The following is a 24,220-nucleotide window of genomic DNA, read 5'->3' as shown; positions in this document are numbered from 1 at the left end:
CCTCCTGGGAGATATTGTGGCTTTAAAAGCCGATATAATAGCATTGCTTTCTCATTCTCTGACAGGACAGACATCCTCATGCCCGCTGGCGTTAGCGTAGTTATCATCACTCGAAATGCTGCCTCGACGCTGCAGCGTACTCTGGACGCCGTGCAATGTTTCGATGACGTTGTGGTTTATGACAACGGCTCAAGCGACGACACAACGCATATTGCCTCTGGCTATTCGAACGTTTCACTGCATGAAGGTGACTTTCTTGGCTTTGGCCCGACAAAGCGTTTTGCGGTCTCTTTAGCGAAACATGACTGGATCTTGTCGCTAGATGCCGACGAGGCTCCCTCCATGGAGCTTATTGAGGCCATCGCCTCATGGTGCCCCAGCGCTGCCTCTAACGATCTTGGACAGATACGACGCGAGAATTGGATGATGGGCAGGCCTGTTCGCTATTCAGGGTGGGGTAATGACTGGCTCGTGCGTCTATTCAACCGACGCTGCCATAATTTTAATGATGCGATGGTTCACGAATCTATTCTATTGAGCGAGACCAGCCGTCTGCAGCGATTGTCAGGCATCATTGAGCATACTGCCGTGACAGATTTGTCTCAGTTTCTTGAAAAAATAAACCGCTACTCGAGCCTTCGCGCCGAGTCCGGAAAGCTTAAACACTATCCTGCAGCTATCGTTTTTCTAAAAGCCATCTTTGCTTTTTTACGTACTTATGTACTGCAGCACGGTTGGCGCGACGGCTGGAGAGGATTAGTCATTTCTGTTTCGAACGCCAACGGCGTATTTTGGAAATATATGAAACAGTCGGTAAGAAACCGCCAATAATCTCAGAGCTGTCCCTGAGAATCACCCTTTTAAAAGCAGGCGACACTAGATTATTTACGGAATTCGTCTGACAAAATAGGTTATCTATGCATCCTCGTGCTATTCAAAAAATAGCGTTAGTTATTATTGGCTTATGTCTTGGCTATGCAGTCACTGTACTGACACGCCTGCCGTGGTGGACACTGTTTATTGTCGCTGCCGTATGGATTGGCCTGGGGCTAAAACTGCGCTGGGGCCAACCCTCTAATGCACGCTATCGCAAAATCTGGCCGTGGTCACTGTTGCCGCTAAGCCTTTGGGGTATCTACGTTTACTTAGCAGATAGTTTTGGCATTGTCGACTTAGGGGCAGTGTTTTTCCATCTCCAGGCTGGCATCGCCGAGCATGGTGGTGCGGGTAAAATGTTTACCGCTGTGCTTTATACGCTGGTCATGATCGGCGTGCTGGCAGCGGTCACCTGGCTATCGCGCCACGACCAACGCTGGCGCTTAGCCGAGCGTTTTTTCGCTATTGTACTACTGGCTAGCAACCCGCTGCTGTTTGGCTTAGGCCAGCGCAGCGCATCCATTGTCACTGATGATGGGGCTTGGCTGGACCGGCGCTATAAGGCACCGCCTACCGAAGAGCTACAAGATCCGCCTAATTTACTCATCATGTATTTAGAGAGCCTCGAACGAACTTACTCTAATGAGCTTTTCGGCGATGTCTACGCAGATCTCGACGCGCTCGGAGAACGAGGCGCAGTCTTTGAAGGTATACGTCAGATGGATAACACCGGCTGGACGATGGCCGGAATGATCGCCAGCCAGTGTGGCGTCCCTTTAATGCCAGCAGGCCTTATCCACGACTCTCAATTTGAGCCGCTTTCAAAAGTTGCACCTGGCGTCGATTGTCTTGGTGACGTACTTGCCGCGCAGGGCTATCAACTGAGCTATTTAGGCGGTGCCAGTACTCAGTTTGCAGGTAAGGGGCTGTTCTATCGTGGCCATCAATTCAATAATGTGAAAGGCCGTGAAGATCTAGAACCGCTGCTAGATGACCCTGAGTATGTCAACAGCTGGGGGCTGTATGACGACTCGCTTTACGATATTACCGCCGACGAAATACGCCGACTAGATAGCGAAGGTAACGGCCCCTGGGGCGTTGTGAGCCTCAACCTTGCAGGCCATGCGCCGCACGGCTACCCCTCGCAAGCCTGTGTGGAACAGCAGGGCGAGTTCGATGGGCAGGATATCCTGTATTCCGTGCAGTGCTCGGCGTGGCTAGCGCGTCATTTTATTGAGCGCTTAGAGGCAGAGGGGCTTCTCGATAATACCCTCGTCATGGTGCTCAGTGATCATCTTACGATGCGCGTGTCGGTCTGGGATCAGCTGACGGCGATGGACCGTGATAATACGCTGATTATGATCGGAGATGGTATTGAGCCCCAGCGCATTCGCCGCGATGCGACGACGCTGGATATCTTTCCTACGCTGCTGGATGCGCTTGGGTTTAATTTAGCAGAGCAGCGTGCCGGCCTCGGAACGTCGTTACTCAGTGATAAGCAGACACTGGTGGAGATCCATGGCATTGAGGTGGTGAATCAGCGCCTAAGAGAGGAGACAGCGCTCCAGCATCGCTTGTGGGAAGGTATATCGCCTCAGCGCCGCGAACCTCAGGAAGCCCCTCCTCCTTTAGAGCAAACGCTGGAAACGCCCGCAGACATTGCCGACGAAATTGAGATCATTCATTAGCCATCATGCCGTCGCGCTGCGGGTCAGCGTGTATTGCTTTATACACCTGATCAACGCTCAGCTGATTAAGGCAATTGGTATGCCCTAATGGACAAGTGCGCTCAAAGCAGGGCGAGCAGGATAGTGCAAGATAATGGATGGCGGCGTTATCCGTCATGGGCGGCGTGTAGACGGGCGATGAAGAGCCATAGAGCGCATGAACGCGAACCCCTACCGCCGCCGCCACGTGCATCAAACCTGAATCGTTGGTGACCACCTGTCGGCAATCGGCGAGTAGATCAACCGCATCGGCCAGCTGAGTTTTACCGCACAGATTATGGGCATGGGCAAGCCCTTGCACTATCGCCTCCCCTGCCGCGTGATCTTTTTGCCCACCCAGCACGCGCACCTCGAAACCGTCTTGCACCAGCCGTTTTGCTAATGCATGAAAATAACTGACGGGCCACTGTTTGGCAGGGCCATACTCCGCGCCCGGCATCAAACCAACGGCCGGGCGTGATGAAAGCGAGTGAGCTAGGTACAGGTTCACCAGGTTATCGCTGTCAATCTGCAAACAAGGCTTGGGTAATAAAAAGTTGCCTCTCTCCGTTTCAGCCAGCGGTAGCCCAAGCGATACAAAGCGCTTTACCGTTTGGTCAAGCACCTGCTTATTAAGCTTACGGCACTCTTTAAGCAGCCCGTAACGATGCTCACCGGTAAAGCCAACACGCTCGGGTATCCGCGCCATAAAGGGAATAAGCGCGGCCTTCCAAGACCGGGGCAGCACAATGGCGCGATCAAAGCGCCCACGCAGCTGTTTGGCAAGCTTTCGACGGCTAGCCAAGCCAAACTCTCCGTGGCCCACCGTCAGTGGCAAGACCTCATCCACTTCGGGCATGCGCTCTAAAATAGGCTGCGACCACGCCGGCGCAACGACGGCAATCGTCGCACCGGGCTGGCGGGCTTTTAAGGTCATAAACAGGCTTTGTGCCATGACCATATCGCCCACCCATGAAGGGCCAATAATCAGCAGACGCGGCGCTGGATTAGCCATTCAACCACCCCAAGTAGGCCTTAACCCCTTGAGCAACGGTTTTAAATTCAACATCACAGCCGCTGCCACGCAGCGCATCAATATCGGCACGCGTATAGCTCTGATAGCGTCCTTTAAGCTCGTCAGGAAAGGCGATGTAGTCGATCTCACCTTTGCTGTAAAAATCGATTACCGCTTCGCCTATCGCTTTAAAAGGCTCCGCTCGTCCGGTACCCAGATTGAAAATGCCTGACTTATCGGGATTATCCAAAAACCATAGGTTTACATCGACGACGTCACCGACATAAACGAAGTCGCGGCTCTGCATGCCCGCCTCATAGCCTCCATAGGCGCCAAACAGCTTCAGCGTTTCATCGTTACGTACTTGCAGATGATTGTGATACGCCACGCTGGCCATTTTGCCCTTATGCTGCTCACGGGGCCCGTAAACATTGAAATAGCGAAAGCCTACCACCTGGGTCGTCAGCTCGCTCCAGCGCGAACGCACATGCTGATCAAACAGCAGCTTTGAATAGCCATAAACGTTGAGCGGCTTTTCACACTCGGGACTTTCTTTAAATACGTCACTGCCACCATAGGTCGCGGCAGATGATGCGTATAGCAAAGGGATACCCTGCTGTTCGCAATAATTCAGTAATACCTTGGAGTACTCGAAGTTATTTTCCATCATGTAATGGCCGTCCCATTCGGTTGTATCCGAACAGGCGCCTTCATGGAAAATGGCTTCAATCTTAGGTAAGTCAACGCTCTCGCCCCTCAGCGCCGCTTTTATCCTAACGAGAAAATCGTCTTTATCCAGATAGTCGGCCAGCGTACAGTCGGCTAAATTGACGAATTTGGTACCGTCGCGCAAATCGTCGACAACCATCACGTCGTTTCTGCCGCGCGTATTCAACGCTTTAACCAAGTTGGCCCCGATAAAACCGGCACCGCCAGTGATCACAATCATGCTGTTCTCCTTATCTAAAGCGGCTTGTTGGCATACGTGCCTATAACCCATCTGCCTAGGATTGTATACTTGACGCCTTATGAATTCATGGCCAACGGTGCTTTCCGCGATGAGTGTCTCGACAAACCAATCGACACCTGATGTGTCGACCTTTCAAGGCTTGATCCTTGCTCTGCAGCAGTACTGGGCAGAACAGGGTTGCGTCATTCTCCAGCCGCTCGATATGGAAGTCGGCGCAGGCACTTTTCACCCAGCGACGTTTCTGCGCGCCATTGGGCCAGAAACGTGGAATGCTGCCTACGTGCAGCCTTCCCGACGCCCCACCGATGGTCGCTATGGCGAAAACCCTAACCGCCTGCAGCACTATTATCAGTTCCAAGTGGTGATGAAACCATCGCCGAGTAACTTCCAAAACCTTTATCTGGGCTCGCTCAAGCGGCTAGGCCTAGACCCGCTGGTTCACGATGTGCGCTTTGTAGAAGACAACTGGGAGTCTCCTACACTGGGCGCTTGGGGCCTTGGCTGGGAAATCTGGCTAAACGGCATGGAAGTTACCCAGTTTACCTACTTTCAGCAGGCAGGTGGCATTGAGTGCTACCCGGTTACCGGCGAGCTCACCTATGGGCTTGAGCGTATCGCCATGTACCTGCAAAACGTCGACAGCGTTTACGACCTTGTTTGGGCCACGGCTCCAGATGGTAGCAAGGTCACCTATGGCGACGTTTACTTGCAAAATGAGCGCGAACAATCCGCCTATAACTTTGAACATGCCGATGTCGATCAGCTATTTGCCTCCTTCGACCACCAGGAAAAAGAGTGCAGCAAGCTTCTCGCAGCAAGCTTGCCCTTACCTGCCTACGAGCAGGTGCTGAAAGCATCGCACACGTTTAACCTATTGGATGCGCGTCACGCTATTTCAGTCACCGAACGTCAGCGCTTTATTTTGCGCGTCCGGACCATGGCCCGTGATATTGCCACCGCTTACTTTGAGTCGCGTAAGGCAGAAGGTTTCCCCATGGCGCCAGAAATACTTCGCCGCGAACTACTCGCCGACCAGGGAGACGATTAAATGGCTATTAATACGCTCTTATTAGAACTGGGTGCTGAAGAGCTGCCGTCGAAAGCATTGGACGCACTGTCGGACGCCTTTGCCGCCGGTATTGAAAAAGGCCTGAAGGAAGCCGACGTTCCCTTTGCCAGCGTTGCCGCTTTTGCGACACCGCGGCGGCTGGCGGTGCAAGTATTCGAGCTTGCGGACAAGCAGCCCGATCGCGACGTTGAACGGCGTGGCCCAGCCCTGGCAGCAGCCTTTAAAGATGGCGTTGCTACGAAAGCTGCCGAAGGTTTTGCCCGCTCCTGCGGCGTCACGGTTGACGATCTAATTCATTTAGATACTGATAAAGGCACCTGGTTGGCATTTCGTGAGCAGCAGCAAGGCGAGTCGATTCAGGCATTGCTACCTGAGATTCTGCGCAAAACTATCAGTGCACTTCCGGTCCCTAAATATATGCGCTGGGGTGCCTCACGCATTGAATTTTCACGGCCCGTGCACTGGCTTTTAGCGCTTTACGGCAACGACGTTGTGGCCGCCGAAGTGCTTGGCTTGCAGGCCAGCCGCACGACCTTCGGCCACCGCTTTCATGCGCCGGATGCCATTCAGCTGGCGCATGCCGATGACTACGTCGCCAGCTTGGAAAATGCATACGTGCTGGTAGACCGCGTGCAGCGCCGTGAGCGCATCCGCGAGCAGGTGTTGGCGGAAGCCGAAGTACAAGAAGCTAATGCCGTTATCGACGAAGAGCTTCTCATAGAAGTAAGCGGTTTAGTTGAGTGGCCGGTAGCCCTTACCGGAAGCTTTGATGAGCGCTTTCTTGAGGTGCCGGCGGAATGCCTGATTTCTTCCATGAAAGCCAACCAAAAGTATTTCCATCTTTTAGATGATGCCGGCAAGCTGAAGCCGCTATTTATCACCATTGCTAATATCGACAGCACGGACCCGGATCAAGTTATCGCCGGTAACGAAAAAGTGATTCGCCCGCGTTTAGCCGACGCTGCTTTTTTCTACGAAGTCGATCGCAAGCGTACACTTGCCGCCAGGACTCCGCTGCTGGAAAGCGTTGTATTCCAAAAGCAGTTAGGCACCCTGGCGGACAAAGCGCGTCGCAGTACAGTTGTGGCGACCTTTATTGCAGAAAAGATCAATGCGGACGTTGCTCATGCTCAGCGCGCCGTGGCGCTGGCCAAGTGCGACTTAGTCACCGAAATGGTACTCGAATTCCCCGAACTTCAGGGAATTATGGGACGCTATTATGCTGAGCAAGACGGTGAGCCTGCCGACGTTTCTCAAGCACTTGAAGAGCAGTACTTACCGCGTTTTGCCACCGATGCCATCCCCCAAAGCGCAACCGGTAAGGCATTAGCTTTGGCAGACCGCCTGGACACTCTGGTCGGTATTTTTGGGATTGGTCAACGCCCCACTGGCGCAAAAGATCCCTTTGCTTTGCGCCGCGCCTCTATCGGCGTGCTTAACATTCTGGTTAAGGGCGAGCTTAATCTTGATCTGCGCGAGCTTCTTAACGTTGCCGCAGAACAGCATAAGAGCCTGCCTAAGGCAGACGGGCTTGTGGAGGATGTGCTGACTTATATGTTGGACCGTTTCCGCGCCTGGGGGCAGGATGAAGGCATTAGTGCTGAAATGTATCTAGCTGTGCGCGCACGCCCGGTGACGAACCCGCTTGATTTCGCTCGCCGCCTTCGCGCTGTTAAAGCCTTTGCTCAGCGCGATGAAGCCTCAGCGCTGGCATCCGCCAATAAGCGAGTTTCTAACATTTTGGCGAAGCAGACCAATGCCGACATCACTCAGGTGGACTCAGCGTTACTGGCTGAAGACGCTGAGAAAAAGCTGTTCGAGGTGGTAACGGCTAACCAAGCACAGGTGGCACCGCTGTTTGCATTGGGTGACTATCAGAAAGCGCTCGATATACTGGCCACGCTGCGCGAGCCCGTGGATGCCTTCTTTGACCAGGTAATGGTCATGGCAGATGATCCGGCTATTCAGCGCAATCGATTAGCGCTACTTGCCAGCCTACAAGGCCTGTTTTTAGAAGTGGCCGATATCTCGCTACTGCCTCAATAAGCTTTTCACCGCCCTCCCCCTTAACCGATGGCTTAGCGCCATCGGTTTTTTGTTTCACGTGAAACATTCGATAGTGCCAAACACCTTGTAACGTCAAAAGACCTGCATTGAGAACATGAGGTGGTTATCTACATCTGAGTCTATCCTTATCTATATAGCTATCCAATGCTATCCTGGTTTGCCTTCGGCTAGCGGCATACGGATTTAACCAAGGCCTAAACCTAACATCGCCAAGGCGCTTTTTTGTTTCCAAAGGCATATAAGAGTAAAATAATCGATATTATGTGAAATAAAACATGCTTTTAAAACAAGTCGTTTTACGTGGCTGAGTATATATGACGACTTGTTTGATAGTTAGCCGCGAGGAGCCTACCTATGTACGATCTTTTTTTACTCGACTCACTCCCTCGTCAGCAGGCGACTATGGCGCCGCATACCCTCAACGGACAGAAGCTGTGGCTGAAACGTGCGGCAAAGCGCAACTCGCGTTGGGTTTATGCGCCGCTTAAATTACTGGCCGCGTGGCTCAAACTAGATGCGCTTAAACCTGTTCCCAATATAGGCGGTGAAGAAAGTATTCTCATTGAAGCTAAGCGTATCGAAACCCTACGAAAGGCGGGTGTTGCGGTGCAAACTATTCTAGCGAAAACTCCTCAGGCGCTGTTGCTGGCTGATGCGGGTACGCCTGAGCAGCCCGCGGTCACATTGCTAGAGAAAATCAAAAGCACGAATGATGCTGCTCAAATTGATATGATTTTAGCACTCAGCATTGAAGCACTTAATAGCGTTCATCGCCGAGACTGCTACCTGAGTGAAGCCTTCGCACGCAATATTCTTATCACTGATGATAGAGCTGTTTTTATTGACTTTGAGACCGACCCTGGGCAGGTTCATGCACCGGTGGATTGCATGGTACGCGACTGGTACTGCTTTATTTTTTCGCTATACGGCAAGCTTTATAAATCACCAGCGCAGTATGAGCGTTTAACACCGGCACTAGTGGAAGGTTTGAAGAATGCGAAGCAGGACGTACGCGAGCGCTTTTGCGAAACACTTCCTAAGCTGCTTCACTTACGGCGCATACCCTTTAAATTCTTCGGTAGCGACGGACGAAAGTTAAGCGTTACCCTTCAGTCTCTTGCAGCACTCAATCAGCGCCTATAACGACGAGATTTCGATGCCGATATACCCTCAACAGCTGGTTATTCTTGACCGTGACGGCGTCATCAATCAGGACTCAGATGCTTACATAAAGTCCCTAGATGAATGGATACCTTATCCTGATTCAATTGATGCCATCGCTCGTTTGTCGCAGTCAGGCTATATTGTAGCCATAGCCACTAACCAGTCAGGAATTGCGCGGGGGTATTATGATGAAACTGTACTTGCCAAGATCCACGCCCGTTTAAAAACATTGGTAGAGACCGCAGGAGGCCGTATTGCGCACATTGCCTATTGCCCACATGGTCCCGACGATAAATGTACTTGCCGCAAGCCGCTGCCTGGACTGCTTCATGACATCCAGCGCGTATTAGGATTATCGAGCCTGTCAGGAAGCTGGATGGTAGGTGATAGCCTTCGCGACCTTCAGGCAGGTAACGCTTGTGGCTGTAGGCTCGTGCTCGTCAAAACGGGCAAAGGCACCCAGACCGCTCAAAAAGGCCTAGGTCTCAATGACGCATTAATCTGCACTAACTTGACAGACTTTGCAGATAAGCTTCTCGCTGGACGACTAGGTTAAAGCGTTTATTAATTTAAACCTCCTTTGATACCAGCATTACACGCCAACGGTTAAAACGAAAAAATGCCGCGGGCTATTCACCCAGCGGCATTTTATTTTCATTGTTTCACGTGAAACATGGTGATGCGTTTTTTATACGTCGAGATTGGCAACCAGGGCATTTGTCTCGATGAATTCACGACGCGGCTCAACATCATCACCCATCAGCGTATTAAACATCATATCGGCCCCCACAGCGTCTTCAATGGTGACACGCAGCATACGACGGCTGTCAGGATCCATAGTAGTGTCCCAAAGCTGATCGGGGTTCATTTCACCTAGACCTTTATAGCGCTGCACGGACAGGCCACGCTGCCCTTCTTGCATAAGCCATGTAAGGACTTCGGAAAAATGAGCTACGGGCTTCTGACGCTCTCCTCGAGCGATATAAGACCCTTCTTCAAGGAAGCCATCCAACACTGCGCCAAGCTCAGCAATCCCACGATAGTCGGCGCTTTCGAAGAAATCGAGCCCCCAAACATAGTCGGTAGTCACCCCGTGGGCGACTAGCGAGACTGTAGGTAAGTACAGCGCACGCTCAGTGTCTTCCTGAAGATGGAAGTGATACCGCGGCCCGCCTTCATAGGCCACCATATCGTCCATTGTCTTCTGCAGCTCATCAATCCAGTTCTGCATGGTGACACGATCTTTAAGACTCGCCTCCCCTTTCAATGCCGACGTATGGATAATCTGTTTAAGCACTTCATTCGGATAAACGCGCGATAAGCGATCAATTCGCTTCATCACTGTGCGGTACTGGTTGACCAGCGTTTCAAGCTGGGAGCCGCTAATGCCCGGGGCATTGGCATTAACATGCAGGCCAGCACCATCCAACGCCGTCGTGGTTAAGTAATCAACCATCGCCTGCTCATCTTTAAGATACAGCTCTTGCTTGCCGCGCTTAATTTTATAAAGCGGCGGCTGAGCGATAAAGATGTGACCACGCTCTATTAATTCCGGCATTTGGCGGAAAAAGAATGTCAGCAGCAGGGTACGAATATGCGAACCGTCAACGTCCGCGTCCGTCATGATAATAACGGAGTGGTAACGCAGCTTATCGGGATTAAATTCTTCACGGCCGATACCACAGCCAAGCGCAGTGATTAAGGTGCCCACTTCAGCAGACGAGAGCATCTTATCGAAACGTGCTTTCTCGACGTTTAGGATTTTACCCTTAAGCGGCAAAATAGCCTGAGTACGGCGATCGCGCCCCTGCTTCGCACTGCCACCTGCAGAGTCACCCTCCACCAGGTAAAGCTCAGATTGGCTCGGATCTTTCTCTTGGCAGTCTGCAAGCTTACCGGGCAAGCCGGCGATATCTAGCGCGCCTTTGCGCCGCGTCATGTCTCGTGCTTTGCGCGCTGCTTCTCGCGCACGCGCTGCGTCTAACATCTTATTAACAATTGCTTTAGCTTCGTTGGGTTTTTCAACAAGGTATTCAGAAAACAGGCGGCTCATTTCTTGCTCAACCGCTGTTTTAACTTCGCTGGAAACCAACTTGTCTTTTGTCTGAGATGAAAACTTAGGGTCCGGCACTTTTACTGAGATAATCGCCGTTAATCCCTCACGGGCATCATCACCGGTGGTGTTCACTTTAGCTTTTTTAAGCAGATTTTCGGCGTCGATGTAGTTATTTAACGTACGCGTAAGGCCGGCACGAAAGCCCGCCAAATGTGCGCCGCCATCCCGCTGAGGAATATTATTGGTGTAACAGAAAATATTTTCAGTGAAGGCTTCGCTCCACTGCATGGCCACCTCAACTTCAACGCCATCATCACGGATAGCATTAAAGTGGAACACCGGGTTAATCACATTCTTATTGGTGTTCAGGTGATCAACAAAGGCTTTTAAGCCACCTTCGTAATGAAACAGCTCCTCTTTACCGCTGCGCTCATCCAATAAACGGATGGCAACGCCGGAATTCAAAAAGGAGAGTTCACGCAGGCGCTTGGCTAATATATCGAAATGGAACTCGATATTGCCAAACGTTTCTGGCGAGGGGCGGAAATGAACACGCGTGCCACTTTTTTCAGTTTTCCCGACCACGCCAAGAGGCGCCTGAGGAACACCGTGACGATACAGCTGCTCAAACACTTCGCCCTGACGCCAGATGGTGAGGCGCAGCTCGGCAGAAAGCGCGTTAACAACAGAAACCCCTACGCCGTGTAGGCCGCCAGACACCTTGTAGGAGTTGTCATCAAATTTACCGCCCGCGTGTAGTACCGTCATGATAACTTCAGCGGCGGAAACCCCCTCACCCTCATGAAGTTCGGTAGGAACACCGCGGCCGTTATCACTAACGGTGACCGACTCATCAGGGTGAATGACAACGCGAATTTCGCTGCAGTGGCCCGCCAAAGCTTCATCGATGGAGTTATCCACCAACTCGAAGACCATATGGTGCAGACCGGTTCCATCGTCGGTGTCACCGATATACATACCTGGGCGCTTGCGTACTGCGTCCAGCCCTTTGAGCACCTTGATGCTTGATGAATCGTAAGCCTGCTCGCTCATTGACCACTCCGTCGTGAAGTCTGTCTCGTTCCGTATCGCCGATGTTTCTGCTTAGCTGTCCTGCACTAATTGGCTTAGCCCATGTTCAGCATGTTTCACGTGAAACATTTTTACCGCCGTACTAGGAAGCCATGTGCGTCGTAAAGCAGAAGACTCGACGCTGGTAATAAAAGCTTGGCACTGCATATCTTCAAGTAGCTGACAAAACTGATAACGATTTTGTTCGTCAAGTTCCGCAGGCAAATCATCGATAAGATAAATGCAGTGTCGCTGCGCTGTTCTTTCCAGAAACCGGCCTTGGGCAAGCTTCATGGCGCTGACCACTAACTTCTGCTGGCCTCTGGAAAGCACTTCAACAGCCGGCTGTTTATTCACTCTTATGCGTAAATCGGCACGCTGCGGGCCTTGCTGGGTAAACCCCATCTGCTGATCGGTGGTGCGGCTATCGTGCAGCACTGCCGAAAGAGACCTTTCTTTATCCCACCCTCTCGCGTAGCGCAGTGAGAGGCCGGGCAAAGGAAACAGCATTTTTAAGGTTTCTTCAAATACAGGTAGAAAATCGCTGAACCAGGCCCTTCGCAGCATATCCATTTGCTCACCCCAGTTGGCAAGCTCTTGCTCCCAAACAACCATTTCCTGGGGTTGTATTCTACCACGCCTAAGCAGTGCATTCCGATGTTTCAGCGCACGGCGAGTACGCTTCCATATTCCCAAAAAGTCGTGTTCCACGTGAAACACACCCCAATCCAGAAACTCACGCCGTCCTGCCGGTGACCCTTCTAGCAAACGAAACGCATCCGGATTAATAAGCTGCAGCGGCATTGCTTCAACCAAGGCTGCTAACCGAGCGTTCTTATCGCCTTTTAAGCGCAATTCTAGCTCTCTCTGGGCACGTAGACGGCGAACGCCTAGGGCAACCTCAGGCTCACCGCTTAGGCGCCCAAAGAGCGTCATATGCGGCTGCTCAGATTGAATGGCATGCTTCAACTGACGAGTACGAAATGAACGTCCCATGCCTAGAATATGCACGCCTTCCAGCAGGCTGGTTTTACCACTGCCATTAGCACCACTAATAACGTTGATACGAGGCGATGGCGTCATCTCAACCGGTAGAAGGTTGCGCAAGCCATGGAAATTAAGCAGTGTTAGGCTCATTTCGTTATCGTCACTTCTAATATCTCTAGGCTAGGTAACCAGTAAGACTAATTAGGCCAGTAGCATTCAAAGAAGAAACGGCGCTTCTGCTATCAGAAGCGCCGCTCAATTCTTCACGTTATTCTATACGTAATATAATTACAGGCGCATAGGCATTACGACATAAAGCGCGTCACCGCCGCCCGGCTCTTCAAGCAGCGCACTGCTGTTTGGGTCAGCCAGCGTAATTTGCACCCGTTCTTGATTAAGCACCGTTAACACATCAACGAGATAGCCAACGTTGAAACCCACTTCCATTGCACCACCGTTATACTCAATGGCGATATTTTCTTCAGCTTCTTCCTGCTCAGGGTTATTGGCCATTACTTTAAGATTATTTTCCTCAAGGTAAAGGCGTACCCCGCGATACTTCTCATTCGACAGAATAGCCGTACGTGAAAGCATCTGGCGCAGCTCTGCACGCTCAGCTATCAACACTTTATCGCCATTGCGCGGTACTACACGCTCGTAATCCGGAAATTTACCGTCGATTAACTTAGAGGTAAACGTGAAATCACCTGTGTGCGCACGAACATGACTGGAGCCCAACGTTAGGCTTACCGGCTCATCGCTGTCGTCTAACAAGCGCGACAGCTCCAAGATGCCTTTACGCGGGACAATCAGCTTTTGCGACTGGCTTACAGAGACGTCGATTGGCCGAGAGCACATCGCCAAGCGGTGACCATCTGTGGCTACCGTGCGTAGCAAGTTACTTTGAATTTCCAGCAGCATGCCGTTGAGGTAATAGCGCACATCCTGCTGTGCCATGGCAAATGATGTGGCTTCAATCAGATGCTTTAAAATACCGCGAGGCACGCTAATTTCCTGGCTGCCGTCGGCATCTTCAATATTTGGAAACTCAGCTACCGGTAGTGTGGACAGCGTAAAACGCGAACGACCGCTGCGCAGTATAGCGCGGCCGTCTTCAACGCTAAGCTGAATGTCAGACTGATCGGGAAGAGATTTACAAATGTCCATCAGCTTACGAGCGGGCACCGTAGCGGCGCCCGGCTGATCAACTTGGCTTGCTACGGTACGCCCAACCAGCTCAACTTCTAAATCAGTACCGGTGAGTGAAACCTGATCGCCTTCTATCTGAATCAACACATTAGAAAGCACAGGTAGTGTTTGGCGACGCTCGACGACACCGGCGACCAGCGTCAGCGGACGTAGCAGCGCCTCTCGGGAAATCGAAAATTTCATCAATGCTCCGGTTCTAAATCCTGAAAGACCTGCGCATCGCAGGTCCGTCCTATGGAATGATTAACTGGTCAACAGGCGCAGTAAATTCTTATAGTCCTCACGAATGTCCGCACTTTCTTCCTGCAACGATTTAACTTTTCGGCATGCGTGCAGCACCGTGGTGTGATCACGCCCACCAAAAGCGTCGCCAATCTCTGGCAAGCTATGATTGGTTAGCTCTTTAGCAAGCGCCATTGCCACCTGACGGGGGCGGGCAACGGAGCGTGAACGGCGCTTAGAAAGTAAGTCCGCCACCTTAATTTTGTAATACTCCGCCACCGTACGTTGAATATTATCAACGCCAACCTGTTTATCTTGAAGGGCTAACAGATCTTTTAATGACTCGCGAATAAAATCTTGGGTAATGGTTTTGCCCATGAAATGCGAATCAGCGATGACTTTTTTCAACGCGCCTTCCAATTCACGCACGTTAGAGCGAATTTTTTGAGCAATAAAGAACGCCGCATCGTGAGGCAAATCGACCTTAGCTTGATCAGCCTTCTTCATCAAAATGGCCACGCGTGTCTCAAGCTCCGGCGGCTCAATCGCCACCGTCAGCCCCCAGCCAAAGCGTGATTTCAGACGCTCTTCTACACCGCTAATCTCTTTCGGATAGCGATCAGAGGTCAGGATCATTTGCTGGCCGCCTTCCAAGAGTGCATTAAACGTATGGAAGAACTCTTCTTGTGAACGCTCTTTGCCGGCAAAAAACTGAATATCATCAATTAGTAAGGCATCAACGCTGCGATAAAAACGTTTAAAATCATTAATCGCATTAAGCTGTAATGCCTTCACCATATCGGCAACAAATCGCTCGGAATGCAGATATACAACGCGAGCATTTTCGCGCCGGGTCGCTAACGCATTGCCAACAGCATGCATCAAGTGAGTTTTACCAAGTCCCACTCCACCGTATAAAAACAGCGGGTTGTAGGCACCACCAGGGTTTTCAGACACTTGGCGCGACGCAGCGCGAGCCAGTTGGTTCGATTTACCTTCAACAAAGGTATCAAAGGTAAAATTAGGATTAAGTCCGCTACCATGTTTCAGGCTGCCCTCAACTTGTACCTGTCGCTCATTGGGGCGCCGCGTAGCCGCTTGCTGCTCACGCAATTTATCGATCTCACGCTCGTCGGCGGCATCTGCCCGCGATGACGTATGCACCGATGCCGAAGCAGGTCGCGATGGTGAAGCCGATATAGGATTACCTAAATCACGATGCTGAGGCGTCTGCGTAGCCGGGCGGCGACTACCTACCGTCAGGCTGACCTTAGGCGGTTTCGCGGGGGCGAGTTCACGCATCAGCTCACTTATCCGCTTGGCGTACTTATCGCTCACCCAATCACGCACAAAGCGATTCGGCGCCAATAAGCGCAGCTCGTTGGACTCTCCTTCCTCTGCCTGCAGCGGGCGTATCCAGGTATTGAACTGCTGTGAATTCAGTTCATCCTGCAGGTTGTCCAGGCACTGTTGCCAAAGCGTCAGCGACACTCATCTCACCATCGGTTGAAAACGGCCGACCATTGTAGCGCTCAAAGCTCCGGTTATCCACATGGGTTTAGGAACCCATATTGGCCTGTGGACAACTTGCAATAAGCCTGCGGGACAACCTCGGGAGGAAAGGGGGATAAATATGAATAATAACGTTTTCTTAAAGGTTATAAACATCTAACCAACATGTTTTAGACCGCTTATACGACACTTACACACAGATTTTTTATCATTATAACTTACTGAAATATGGATATTAAAATCACTTATCCACAAATAGTATCCCCACTATTAATAACAACAGGTTTAGAACTACTAACTAGTAATAATAGTGGTAGCGTCGATTGCCCAACAATATCCCAAAAGCAGCGCTGCAATCCCTCTGCAAGGCTTTTTATGCAAGGAAAAATTGCACCCGGCGTAGGAAGTCTCTACAATTTCCGGTCTTGAATTGAATCTCCCCGGCTAGTTCCTCACTGGACCGGGCTTTTTGGAATTCACTTTCCGTCCTAAACCACGTGGGAATAACGAGTTATGAAACGCACTTTTCAACCTAGCGTTCTCAAGCGCAAGCGCGCGCATGGCTTCCGTGCTCGTATGGCAACCAAAAACGGTCGCGCCGTCCTAGCACGCCGCCGTGCCAAAGGCCGCAAGCGTCTGAGCGCCTGATTTCGGATTGCGTGTGCCGCAGCAAGGCTTTCCCCGGCAATTACGGTTACTAAATGCTGGGGACTTCAGTCACGTGTTTGAACAAGCCGACTTAAAAGTGCATGGCAAAGGTATGATGGCGTTAGTTCGCTTTAGTACTCGGGGTTACCCTCGCCTTGGACTGATAGTTAGCAAAAAAAATGTTAAACGCGCCGTAGACCGCAACCGTTTCAAGCGTCTCGTACGAGAATCCGTACGCCTTCGCCAAGACCATTTACCCTCTGTGGATATTGTGGTTCTTGCGCGGCGGGGTGTGCAGGATATCGATAACGACACCTTACATCGCCAGTTATACGGCATGTGGAAGCGACTCCAGCGTGACGCGCAGGCGGTGATAGCAGAACCAACGCCAGAGCGTAACACGTGACATTTGGTGCACACTTCGCCGCTCGACCTCGGCCTGCCCCCCGGCAGGCTTTCGTGTGTCAAGGGGCAAGTAAATGACACTGCGCCACTAGTATATTCACCACCCAGCGGGCAGAACCCTCATGGACGTAAAACGACTTTTATTACTGATTCCACTAGCCGTACTAGCCTATTTGTTAGTCGTCCAGTGGAATCAGGATTACGGGCAGCCAAATTATGATTCGGCTCCTGAAATGACGCAACGCAGCAACTCGGCGGTGCCTAGCAATGTCGAAACTGACGATGGCTTAGCCGTTCCCAGCAGTTCTCCGCAGCAAGACCCGGTTGGAGAAGGAATCGCGAGCAGTACTGAAAGCGAGTCATCAAGCCGCGATTTTATTGCCGTCACGACCGACGTTCTTGATGTGCGTATCGATCCCCACGGTGGCGATATTGTTTATGCTGCTTTACCACAGCACAAGCAATCACTCGATTCAGAGCGCAACTACGTGCTGCTATCGGATAACAACAGCCGTAGCTATGTCGCACGCTCAGGGCTGCAGCTCGACGGTCAAGCTAGCCGCATCGCGTTCACTCCCGAAAATTCTGAGTATCGTTTAGGCGATAACGATGATGAGCTAAGCGTTAATCTAACCGCTGACGTTAACGGCGTTGAGATCATTAAACGCCTTACCTTTGACCGCGGCAGCTATGCGGTCAACGTCAATTACTACCTAGCTAACAATACCGATGCGCCCGTTACTGCGCGGTTTATTGGTCAGTTGGCACGAGATAATAGCCCCGACCCTTCCAGCGGCGTCTCAATGGGTATGAAGTCCTACTTGGGCGCAGCTTACTCAACGCCAGATGCTCGCTACGAGAAAATCAATTTTGAAGATATTCAAAATCGTGAGTTTGAAAACCGTGAAGCGCAGGGTGGCTGGATTGCTATTATTCAGCACTACTTTGTATCCGCATGGGCACCGCAGCAGGATCAGCAGAACCTGTTTTACGTCACCAGCGATTCCAGTAATCGTAACGTCGTCGCCTTTGCCGGCCCCACAAGCAACATTGCAGCAGAGGGTGAAGCTACTCTGGGCGCAACGCTGTACATGGGACCGAAGGTTCAGGACTACCTAGAACAGGTCGCTCCCAACCTGCAATTAACCGTGGATTATGGCTGGCTTTGGTTTATCGCTAACCCGCTGTTCTGGCTGCTGGATCATATCCATGAAATCGTTGGTAACTGGGGTTGGTCGATTGTTCTGCTAACCGTGCTGGTTAAGACCGTGCTGTTCCCGCTGTCTGCCAAGGCTTACAAGTCTATGGGCCGGATGCGTAAGCTTGGTCCGGAAATGCAGCGTCTAAAAGAGATGTATGGCGACGATCGTCAAAAAATGTCTCAAGAGATGATGAAGTTCTATCAGAAAGAGAAGATCAATCCGCTGGGCGGCTGTTTGCCTATCGTGATCCAGATGCCGGTCTTCATCGCTCTTTACTGGATGCTGCTAGAATCGGTTGAATTGCGCCATGCGCCGTTTATGTTCTGGATTCAAGATCTATCGATGAAGGATCCTTACTTCATCCTGCCGATCATTATGGGCATCTCGATGTTCGTTCAGCAGATGTTGAACCCGACGCCTCCGGACCCCATGCAGGCGAAGATTATGAAGATGCTACCCATCATCTTTACCTTCTTCTTCCTGTGGTTCCCAGCGGGTCTGGTCATCTACTGGGTGGTCAACAACATCATTTCGGTGGCGCAGCAGTACTACATTACGCGCAAAATCGAAAATGACCCGAGTATCGGCAAAGGCATGAGAACTAAGTAGTTAAAGAGACAGTGATTTACCGCTGTAATCTGCGCCTTCAGACCCCCGCCCCGTGCGGGGGTCTGGCGTTTTAAGACCAATAAATTCACACTAGTTGTGATCAATACTGGAACGATCCATTATTATTTCAGCCCACTGTTAAAGAGAGCCACCATGGCCGAACGCCTCTACACTCCTGACACCATCACGGCACTGGCGACTCCTCCTGGACGCGGTGGCGTCGGTATTATACGAGTCTCCGGCCCCGCCTGCCGCGAGATCGCCCAAGCTATGATTGGGCACTGCCCAGCACCAAGGTACGCCCATTACGGCCCCTTTCAGGGCGCTGAAGGCACTATTGATGAAGGTATCGCGCTACTTTTTAATGGCCCTTATTCTTTTACCGGTGAAGACGTACTCGAGCTTCAGGGGCACGGCGGCCCGATTATCATGGATATGCTGCTGGAACGTTGCATAGCATTAGGTGCTCGTTTAGCGCGACCAGGTGAGTTTTCCGAACGGGCTTTTTTGAACGATAAGCTGGATCTTGCCCAAGCAGAAGCCATTGCCGATCTGATTGATGCAACCTCACGCTCGGCGGCAGAAAACGCCGTTCGCTCGCTGCAAGGCGAGTTTTCAAAGCGGATCTCCGCGCTAGTGGAGCGCCTTATCGAGCTACGTGTTTATGTCGAAGCGGCCATTGATTTTCCAGAAGAAGAAATCGATTTTCTTGCCGATGGCCATGTGGCACAACATTTAAGCAGCGTACAGCAGGCGCTTAGCGATGTGCGTCAAGCCGCGGGGCAAGGTGCGCTGTTGCGCGAAGGTATGAGTGTGGTGATCGCAGGACGTCCTAATGCCGGCAAATCCAGCCTACTTAATGCGCTTACCGAGCAGGATACCGCCATCGTTACCGATATCGCCGGAACGACCCGCGACGTGCTGCGTGAGCATATTCATATCGATGGCATGCCGCTGCATATCATCGATACGGCCGGGCTACGCGATACCCCCGATGCGGTTGAAAAAATCGGCGTCGCTCGCGCCTGGGACGAAATAGAAAAGGCTGACCGGGTGCTGCTGCTAGTCGATGCCACGACCACCGATTCAATCGATCCAATGGAGATTTGGCCAGAGTTCGTGGCACGCCTACCGGATCAGCAGCGCCTAACCTTAGTCCGTAATAAGATAGACACCAGCGCTGAGCAGCCGTGTTTAGACCTATCCACAGGCACACCAATCGTGCGGCTATCTGTCAAAACGGGGGTGGGTGTGGATAACTTAAAGGCGCACTTGAAGGAGGTAATGGGCTTTGCCGCTACCACCGAAGGTCGCTTTTCTGCTCGTCGACGGCACCTGGATGCGCTTGACCGCGCCATGACAGCGCTCGATACCGGCCGTGCTCAGCTTGATGGCTATGGTGCAGGAGAGCTGCTGGCTGAAGACTTACGTGACGCCCAGCAGGCATTAGGCGAGATCACCGGCGAATTCAGCGCCGATGACCTACTCGGCGAGATTTTCGGCAGCTTCTGTATCGGTAAATAGCAAAGGCAGCTACTCTTGTACCCACCAATCTGCCTTATAGCGGCTGCTGGAGCCTAGTAGCGGCGTTATCTCCGCCATTGCCGCCGCTAGCTGCTGATCTAATCCCCAGGGTGGATTAATCACTAGCATGCCACTGCCATACATACCGTGAGCTTGCTCGGCTGGGGCGCTCAATAGCAGCTCGCTGCGCCAGATTTTGCGCACTCCACGCGCCTTTAGCGTATCTAGTAACGCGTGATGGTGGCCTGCCGGTAGCAATGGATACCAGATTAATATCACGCCATGGCGCACTTTTTCCAAGGCGTGTACCACCGTCTCAGCGACCTCTTGATACTCCACTTTGCGCTCATAGCTTGGGTCGATAAGCACGCACAGTCGCGGCGTTCTCACCGGCAGCATATCTGTTAATCCCACTAGACCATCACCAAAAACGCGCTGTGCGTTAGGCGATAATACCTGGGCATTAAGCTGCTTGTGCTCTCCGGGATGGAGTTCAAACAGACGCAGCTTATCCTGCTCACGTAGCACATTACTCATCCACCAGGGTGAACCCGGATAATGCGTTAACGTGGCTGCGTCCGGCTGGGCACTTCTCAGCGCCTCTTTCCATGCGCCCAAGAGCGGGTCACTGGACTTAGGCCGCTGCCAAAGTGGCCAAATACCCTCGCGGTACTCTTGCAAGCGTTGGCTCTCTTGCCCACTGAGGGGATAAAGGCCGCGGCCTGCATGAGTGTCAACATATGTAACGGCAGATTCTTTACGTAATAAATAATCGGTCACCGCATACAGAGTAAGATGCTTATGAACATCGGCAAAGTTACCGGCATGGTAGGCATGTTGATATGACAGCATGGGGACTCGTCAGCAGATGAATAAAAAAGCCCGCTATGTGAGCATAGCGGGCTATCAGCGGCAATAAGTAGTTAAGCGACTCGCGCTTACTAACGCTGGCCCTGACCATCACCGGTGGGGGTCAACGTGATTTCGACGCGACGGTTCTGGGCACGGCCCTGTTCATTGTCGTTACTAGCGATTGGCTGAGTTGCACCATACCCGGATGTATTGAGGCGCATAGAGCCGACGCCGTTCTGGGTTAAGTAACTGCCGACAGCATGGGCGCGGCGTTCAGACAGGCGCTGGTTATAGCTTGCATCGCCGGTGCTATCGGTATGACCAGCAATGTTAACGCGAGTGTCTTGGTACTGCGTCAATACGCTAGCGACTTCGTTCAGGGCGCTGCGTGCTTCACTGGTAAGGTCGGCCGAGTCAAAACCAAACGTAACACCGCTTGGCATATTGAGGACGATATCGTCACCGCGGCGATCAATCTCAATACGTGAACCTTGCAAGTTGTCACGCAGCTGCTGCTCTTGGCGGTCCATATAGACACCAACGCCAGCACCTGCGGCAGCGCCGACGGCAGCACCAATCAACGCACGGTCGCGACGGCTAGTACTGCCATCGCCCGACAGCGCACCCGCAGCGGCACCAATTGCGGCACCAATGCCCGAACCCATAGCGGTGCTAGAGCGCTGCGTTTGGCCACCGTAGGGGTCAGAGGTGGCACAACCTGCGACTAAAATAGCAGCGGCCAACGGTGTCAGTAGTCGAGAAATACGCATCACTCACTCCTTATTTATCTTCAATCGTTTGTTTCTTAAAAGATAGTTGGTTTATTACTTATCAATCATCGCCAATTAATGCCAGCAACTCATTCAAGAATAATAGACCTTGAGGCGATGCACGCAGTTTTTCAGGCATTTGCATCAAAAGTCCTTTTTTATCGGCGGACTGTAAACGCTCCAGTAACAAAGTATGTGACTGCCCTGTGTTAGCTGTCCACGTACCCAGCGTAACACCCTCCGTCAGCCGTAAAGCGTTCATGGCAAACTCCAAGGGCAGTTCATCTGCTGTTATTAACTGCTTGCCTGCCACAAAACCGCGCAAATCGTCCATACGTTTAAGGTAGGCATCAGGCTGGCGAGTTTTCCAGCGCCGCTCGATATTCCACTGTTTATCTTGATCAATGTGGCTAAGCTTGCCATGGGCGCCTGCACCAATGCCTAAATAATCACCAAACTGCCAATAATTAAGATTATGACGACTTTGATGATTAGCAGTGGCGTAAGCCGAAATCTCGTAACGTTCAAATCCTGCCTGCTCTAAACGCTGGTGCCCTGTGTCCTGAATATCCCAAAGCGCCTCCTCTTCCGGTAATAACGGGGGATTAGAATGAAAGGCGGTATTCGGTTCTAGAGTCAGTTGATACCAAGAAAGATGCTGTGGGGCTAGCGCCAAGGCTTGCTCAATATCATCCATTGCAAGCTCAGGCGTTTGCTCTGGCAAACCGTGCATGAGGTCAATATTGATATTGGTAAATCCAGCGTGCCGCGCTTGGGTAACCGCTGTCACGGCTTCTTGGCCGCTATGAATGCGCCCAAGAGCATGTAATTGGGCGGGCTGGAAGCTCTGAATACCCAGCGATAAGCGGTTAATACCCGCATTACGATAGCCAGTGAAACGTTCTTGCTCGGTAGTGCCTGGGTTGGCCTCTAAGGTAATTTCAATATCGTCAGCAAAAGGCAGCCGGCGCTTGATTTCTGTCAGTAAACGATCATAAAACAGTGGCGAAAGCAGGCTCGGCGTACCACCGCCAATAAAAATAGTCTGTATTTCCCGCTCAGCGGCTAATGCAAGGTCGCCATCCAGATCTTGTAACAGCGCCTTAAGATAAGCATCTTCAGGCAACGCTTTCGGCGTAAAGCCGTGCGAACCTGGCTCATGGGAATTGAAATCACAATAGGGGCATTTACGTACGCACCAAGGGGTGTGGATATAAAGCGATAGCGGCGGCAGCGTGTCAGCCATGCGCCACCTGCAGCAACTCCACCAAGCCCTGAAGCGCGCGGCCTCGGTGGCTAAGGCGATTTTTAGTTTCGCTGGGCAGCTCGGCAACACTCATTCCCTGATCCGGTAGCCAGAAAAGGGGATCATAGCCGAACCCCTCCTGGCCCCGCGGATGAGCAAGAATTTCACCTTCCCAACTGCGCTGTACGATCACCGGAACCGGATCTTTAGGATGGCGCAAGTAAACCAGTACGCACCAATAGCGCCCGCTGCGCTGACCTTCCGCACAATCGTTTAACGCGGCTAATAACGTCTCATTATTTTTTTGATCACTTTTTGGCTCGCCGCCATAGCGCGCGGAATAGATACCCGGCGCACCATTCAATGCGTCCACTTCGAGGCCAGAATCGTCCGATAGCGCAGGCAAACCACTAATAAGGCTCGCTTCACGGGCTTTGAGCAGGGCATTTTCTACGAATGTTAACCCTGTCTCTTCGACATCAATAACCCCAAAATCTGCTTGAGGGCGAACATCAAAGCCTAAAGGTGAAAGTAATTGATTGAATTCTCTTAACTTTCCGCTATTTCCACTCGCCAGAACAAGGGTATTGGCTGCTGACATGACAAACACTCCAGACATTAGAGCGTCAGTTTACGCGCTCATCCGCCGTATCAAAAGCCAGCAAAATGTTACTGAACGTATCTTAGAAAAAGATAGGTTAGAACACGCTAATTTAAGATAAATTAATACGGTGATATTTAGATATCCCTACCGCATCACGAGCGTTAACGTGCCTCCCACCCCTTGGGTAGAAGAACGAGTACGGTTAGTGCCTTTTTGAATGTCGACGTCCAGTTGCTCATCATCACTCAACAGTTTAACGGCACCTTCCAGTTCAGTACCGATAAACGTGTACTCGGCAGGTACGGTCCCACGCTCTTCGACATGCTCCGTCGTTTCGCCCTCATGGGTAATACGCCAGTGGGCTGAAAACTCTGCGCCTGGAGAGCCGCTCATGCTGATATGGATCTCATTCATAGTCTGCTCTTGAGACGACTAC

Annotated in this window: 21 protein-coding genes; 10 read left to right on the top strand and 11 right to left on the bottom strand. The window is 51.7% G+C overall.

What is annotated here, in order from left to right; translation table 11 throughout:
* The first annotated feature begins 78 nt into the window (after positions 1-78).
* Positions 79-831, top strand: coding sequence for a glycosyltransferase family 2 protein (locus ACT3TR_RS08950; RefSeq protein ID WP_441684342.1), 753 nt, complete (start codon positions 79-81; stop codon positions 829-831).
* Between the two features lie 86 nt (positions 832-917).
* Positions 918-2,564 carry a sulfatase-like hydrolase/transferase gene (locus tag ACT3TR_RS08945; RefSeq protein WP_193062995.1) on the top strand — a complete coding sequence of 549 codons (1,647 nt, stop codon included), beginning with the start codon at positions 918-920 and terminating at the stop codon, positions 2,562-2,564.
* Here ACT3TR_RS08945 and waaF read toward each other — a convergent pair.
* Together waaF and rfaD are read right to left on the bottom strand one after the other, a co-directional pair.
* Positions 2,554-3,597, bottom strand: coding sequence for a lipopolysaccharide heptosyltransferase II (gene waaF / locus ACT3TR_RS08940; protein WP_444624793.1), 1,044 nt, complete (start codon positions 3,595-3,597; stop codon positions 2,554-2,556). The genes ACT3TR_RS08945 and waaF overlap by 11 nt on opposite strands.
* The gene (gene rfaD / locus ACT3TR_RS08935; RefSeq protein WP_444624794.1) at positions 3,590-4,546 is read right to left on the bottom strand and encodes an ADP-glyceromanno-heptose 6-epimerase; all 957 of its coding nucleotides are present in this window, start codon (positions 4,544-4,546) and stop codon (positions 3,590-3,592) included. The genes waaF and rfaD overlap by 8 nt, the downstream gene beginning before the upstream one ends.
* 109 nt (positions 4,547-4,655) lie before the next feature.
* Between rfaD and glyQ the strand changes: the two genes are divergently transcribed.
* The 4 genes from glyQ (at position 4,656) to gmhB (ending at position 9,423) form a co-directional block, all read left to right on the top strand.
* Positions 4,656-5,615, top strand: coding sequence for a glycine--tRNA ligase subunit alpha (gene glyQ / locus ACT3TR_RS08930; protein ID WP_444624795.1), 960 nt, complete (start codon positions 4,656-4,658; stop codon positions 5,613-5,615).
* Entirely contained in the window at positions 5,616-7,682 is a 2,067-nt protein-coding gene (glyS, locus tag ACT3TR_RS08925) for a glycine--tRNA ligase subunit beta (protein WP_444624796.1), read from the top strand.
* A 375-nt stretch (positions 7,683-8,057) separates the two neighbouring features.
* Positions 8,058-8,846 carry a hypothetical protein gene (locus ACT3TR_RS08920; protein WP_444624797.1) on the top strand — a complete coding sequence of 263 codons (789 nt, stop codon included), beginning with the start codon at positions 8,058-8,060 and terminating at the stop codon, positions 8,844-8,846.
* Between the two features lie 13 nt (positions 8,847-8,859).
* Positions 8,860-9,423: a D-glycero-beta-D-manno-heptose 1,7-bisphosphate 7-phosphatase gene (gene gmhB, locus ACT3TR_RS08915; protein WP_193063007.1), complete on the top strand. Its 564-nt coding sequence runs from the start codon at positions 8,860-8,862 to the stop codon at positions 9,421-9,423.
* Positions 9,424-9,555: 132 nt separating this feature from the next.
* On the opposite strand, the gene gyrB is transcribed toward gmhB, so the two are convergent.
* The 4 genes from gyrB to dnaA all read right to left on the bottom strand — a co-directional run bounded on the left by gyrB (position 9,556) and on the right by dnaA (position 15,903).
* Positions 9,556-11,976, bottom strand: a complete 2,421-nt coding sequence (gyrB, locus tag ACT3TR_RS08910; protein WP_193063009.1) for a DNA topoisomerase (ATP-hydrolyzing) subunit B — start codon at positions 11,974-11,976, stop codon at positions 9,556-9,558.
* Positions 11,977-12,027: 51 nt separating this feature from the next.
* The gene (gene recF, locus ACT3TR_RS08905) at positions 12,028-13,131 is read right to left on the bottom strand and encodes a DNA replication/repair protein RecF (protein ID WP_441684348.1); all 1,104 of its coding nucleotides are present in this window, start codon (positions 13,129-13,131) and stop codon (positions 12,028-12,030) included.
* Between the two features lie 138 nt (positions 13,132-13,269).
* Positions 13,270-14,373 carry a DNA polymerase III subunit beta gene (gene dnaN / locus ACT3TR_RS08900; RefSeq protein ID WP_096276684.1) on the bottom strand — a complete coding sequence of 368 codons (1,104 nt, stop codon included), beginning with the start codon at positions 14,371-14,373 and terminating at the stop codon, positions 13,270-13,272.
* Between the two features lie 60 nt (positions 14,374-14,433).
* Positions 14,434-15,903 carry a chromosomal replication initiator protein DnaA gene (gene dnaA / locus ACT3TR_RS08895; RefSeq protein ID WP_441684349.1) on the bottom strand — a complete coding sequence of 490 codons (1,470 nt, stop codon included), beginning with the start codon at positions 15,901-15,903 and terminating at the stop codon, positions 14,434-14,436.
* A gap of 534 nt (positions 15,904-16,437) precedes the next feature.
* On the opposite strand from dnaA, the gene rpmH reads away from it, so the two are divergent.
* The 4 genes from rpmH to mnmE all read left to right on the top strand — a co-directional run bounded on the left by rpmH (position 16,438) and on the right by mnmE (position 20,312).
* A complete protein-coding gene (rpmH, locus tag ACT3TR_RS08890; RefSeq protein WP_008959105.1) occupies positions 16,438-16,572 on the top strand; it encodes a 50S ribosomal protein L34 in 135 nt (44 codons plus the stop codon).
* 13 nt (positions 16,573-16,585) lie between these two features.
* Positions 16,586-16,978, top strand: coding sequence for a ribonuclease P protein component (rnpA, locus tag ACT3TR_RS08885; protein ID WP_096276688.1), 393 nt, complete (start codon positions 16,586-16,588; stop codon positions 16,976-16,978).
* Positions 16,979-17,099: 121 nt separating this feature from the next.
* Positions 17,100-18,788, top strand: coding sequence for a membrane protein insertase YidC (yidC, locus tag ACT3TR_RS08880; protein WP_096276691.1), 1,689 nt, complete (start codon positions 17,100-17,102; stop codon positions 18,786-18,788).
* 153 nt (positions 18,789-18,941) lie between these two features.
* Positions 18,942-20,312 carry a tRNA uridine-5-carboxymethylaminomethyl(34) synthesis GTPase MnmE gene (gene mnmE, locus ACT3TR_RS08875; RefSeq protein ID WP_096276693.1) on the top strand — a complete coding sequence of 457 codons (1,371 nt, stop codon included), beginning with the start codon at positions 18,942-18,944 and terminating at the stop codon, positions 20,310-20,312.
* 9 nt (positions 20,313-20,321) lie between these two features.
* On the opposite strand, the gene ACT3TR_RS08870 is transcribed toward mnmE, so the two are convergent.
* The 5 genes from ACT3TR_RS08870 to ACT3TR_RS08850 form a co-directional block, all read right to left on the bottom strand.
* A complete protein-coding gene (locus ACT3TR_RS08870) occupies positions 20,322-21,164 on the bottom strand; it encodes a 23S rRNA (adenine(2030)-N(6))-methyltransferase RlmJ (RefSeq protein WP_444624798.1) in 843 nt (280 codons plus the stop codon).
* 89 nt (positions 21,165-21,253) lie between these two features.
* Positions 21,254-21,934: an OmpA family protein gene (locus tag ACT3TR_RS08865; protein WP_444624799.1), complete on the bottom strand. Its 681-nt coding sequence runs from the start codon at positions 21,932-21,934 to the stop codon at positions 21,254-21,256.
* Positions 21,935-21,995: 61 nt separating this feature from the next.
* Positions 21,996-23,180, bottom strand: a complete 1,185-nt coding sequence (gene hemW / locus ACT3TR_RS08860; protein WP_444624800.1) for a radical SAM family heme chaperone HemW — start codon at positions 23,178-23,180, stop codon at positions 21,996-21,998.
* Positions 23,173-23,781 carry an RdgB/HAM1 family non-canonical purine NTP pyrophosphatase gene (gene rdgB, locus ACT3TR_RS08855; RefSeq protein WP_441684354.1) on the bottom strand — a complete coding sequence of 203 codons (609 nt, stop codon included), beginning with the start codon at positions 23,779-23,781 and terminating at the stop codon, positions 23,173-23,175. Before rdgB ends, hemW begins: the two co-directional genes overlap by 8 nt.
* Before the next feature lie 147 nt (positions 23,782-23,928).
* On the bottom strand, positions 23,929-24,198 hold the full coding sequence (locus tag ACT3TR_RS08850; RefSeq protein ID WP_441684355.1) for a hypothetical protein: 270 nt from the start codon (positions 24,196-24,198) through the stop codon (positions 23,929-23,931).
* Positions 24,199-24,220: the final 22 nt, after the last annotated feature.

The organism is Halomonas sp. AOP12-B1-6 (assembly GCF_052379225.1).
GTDB classification, from domain to species: domain Bacteria; phylum Pseudomonadota; class Gammaproteobacteria; order Pseudomonadales; family Halomonadaceae; genus Vreelandella; species Vreelandella casei.
The sequence above is the reverse complement of the archived record's forward strand: the minus strand, read 5'-3'. Positions and strand labels throughout refer to the sequence as shown.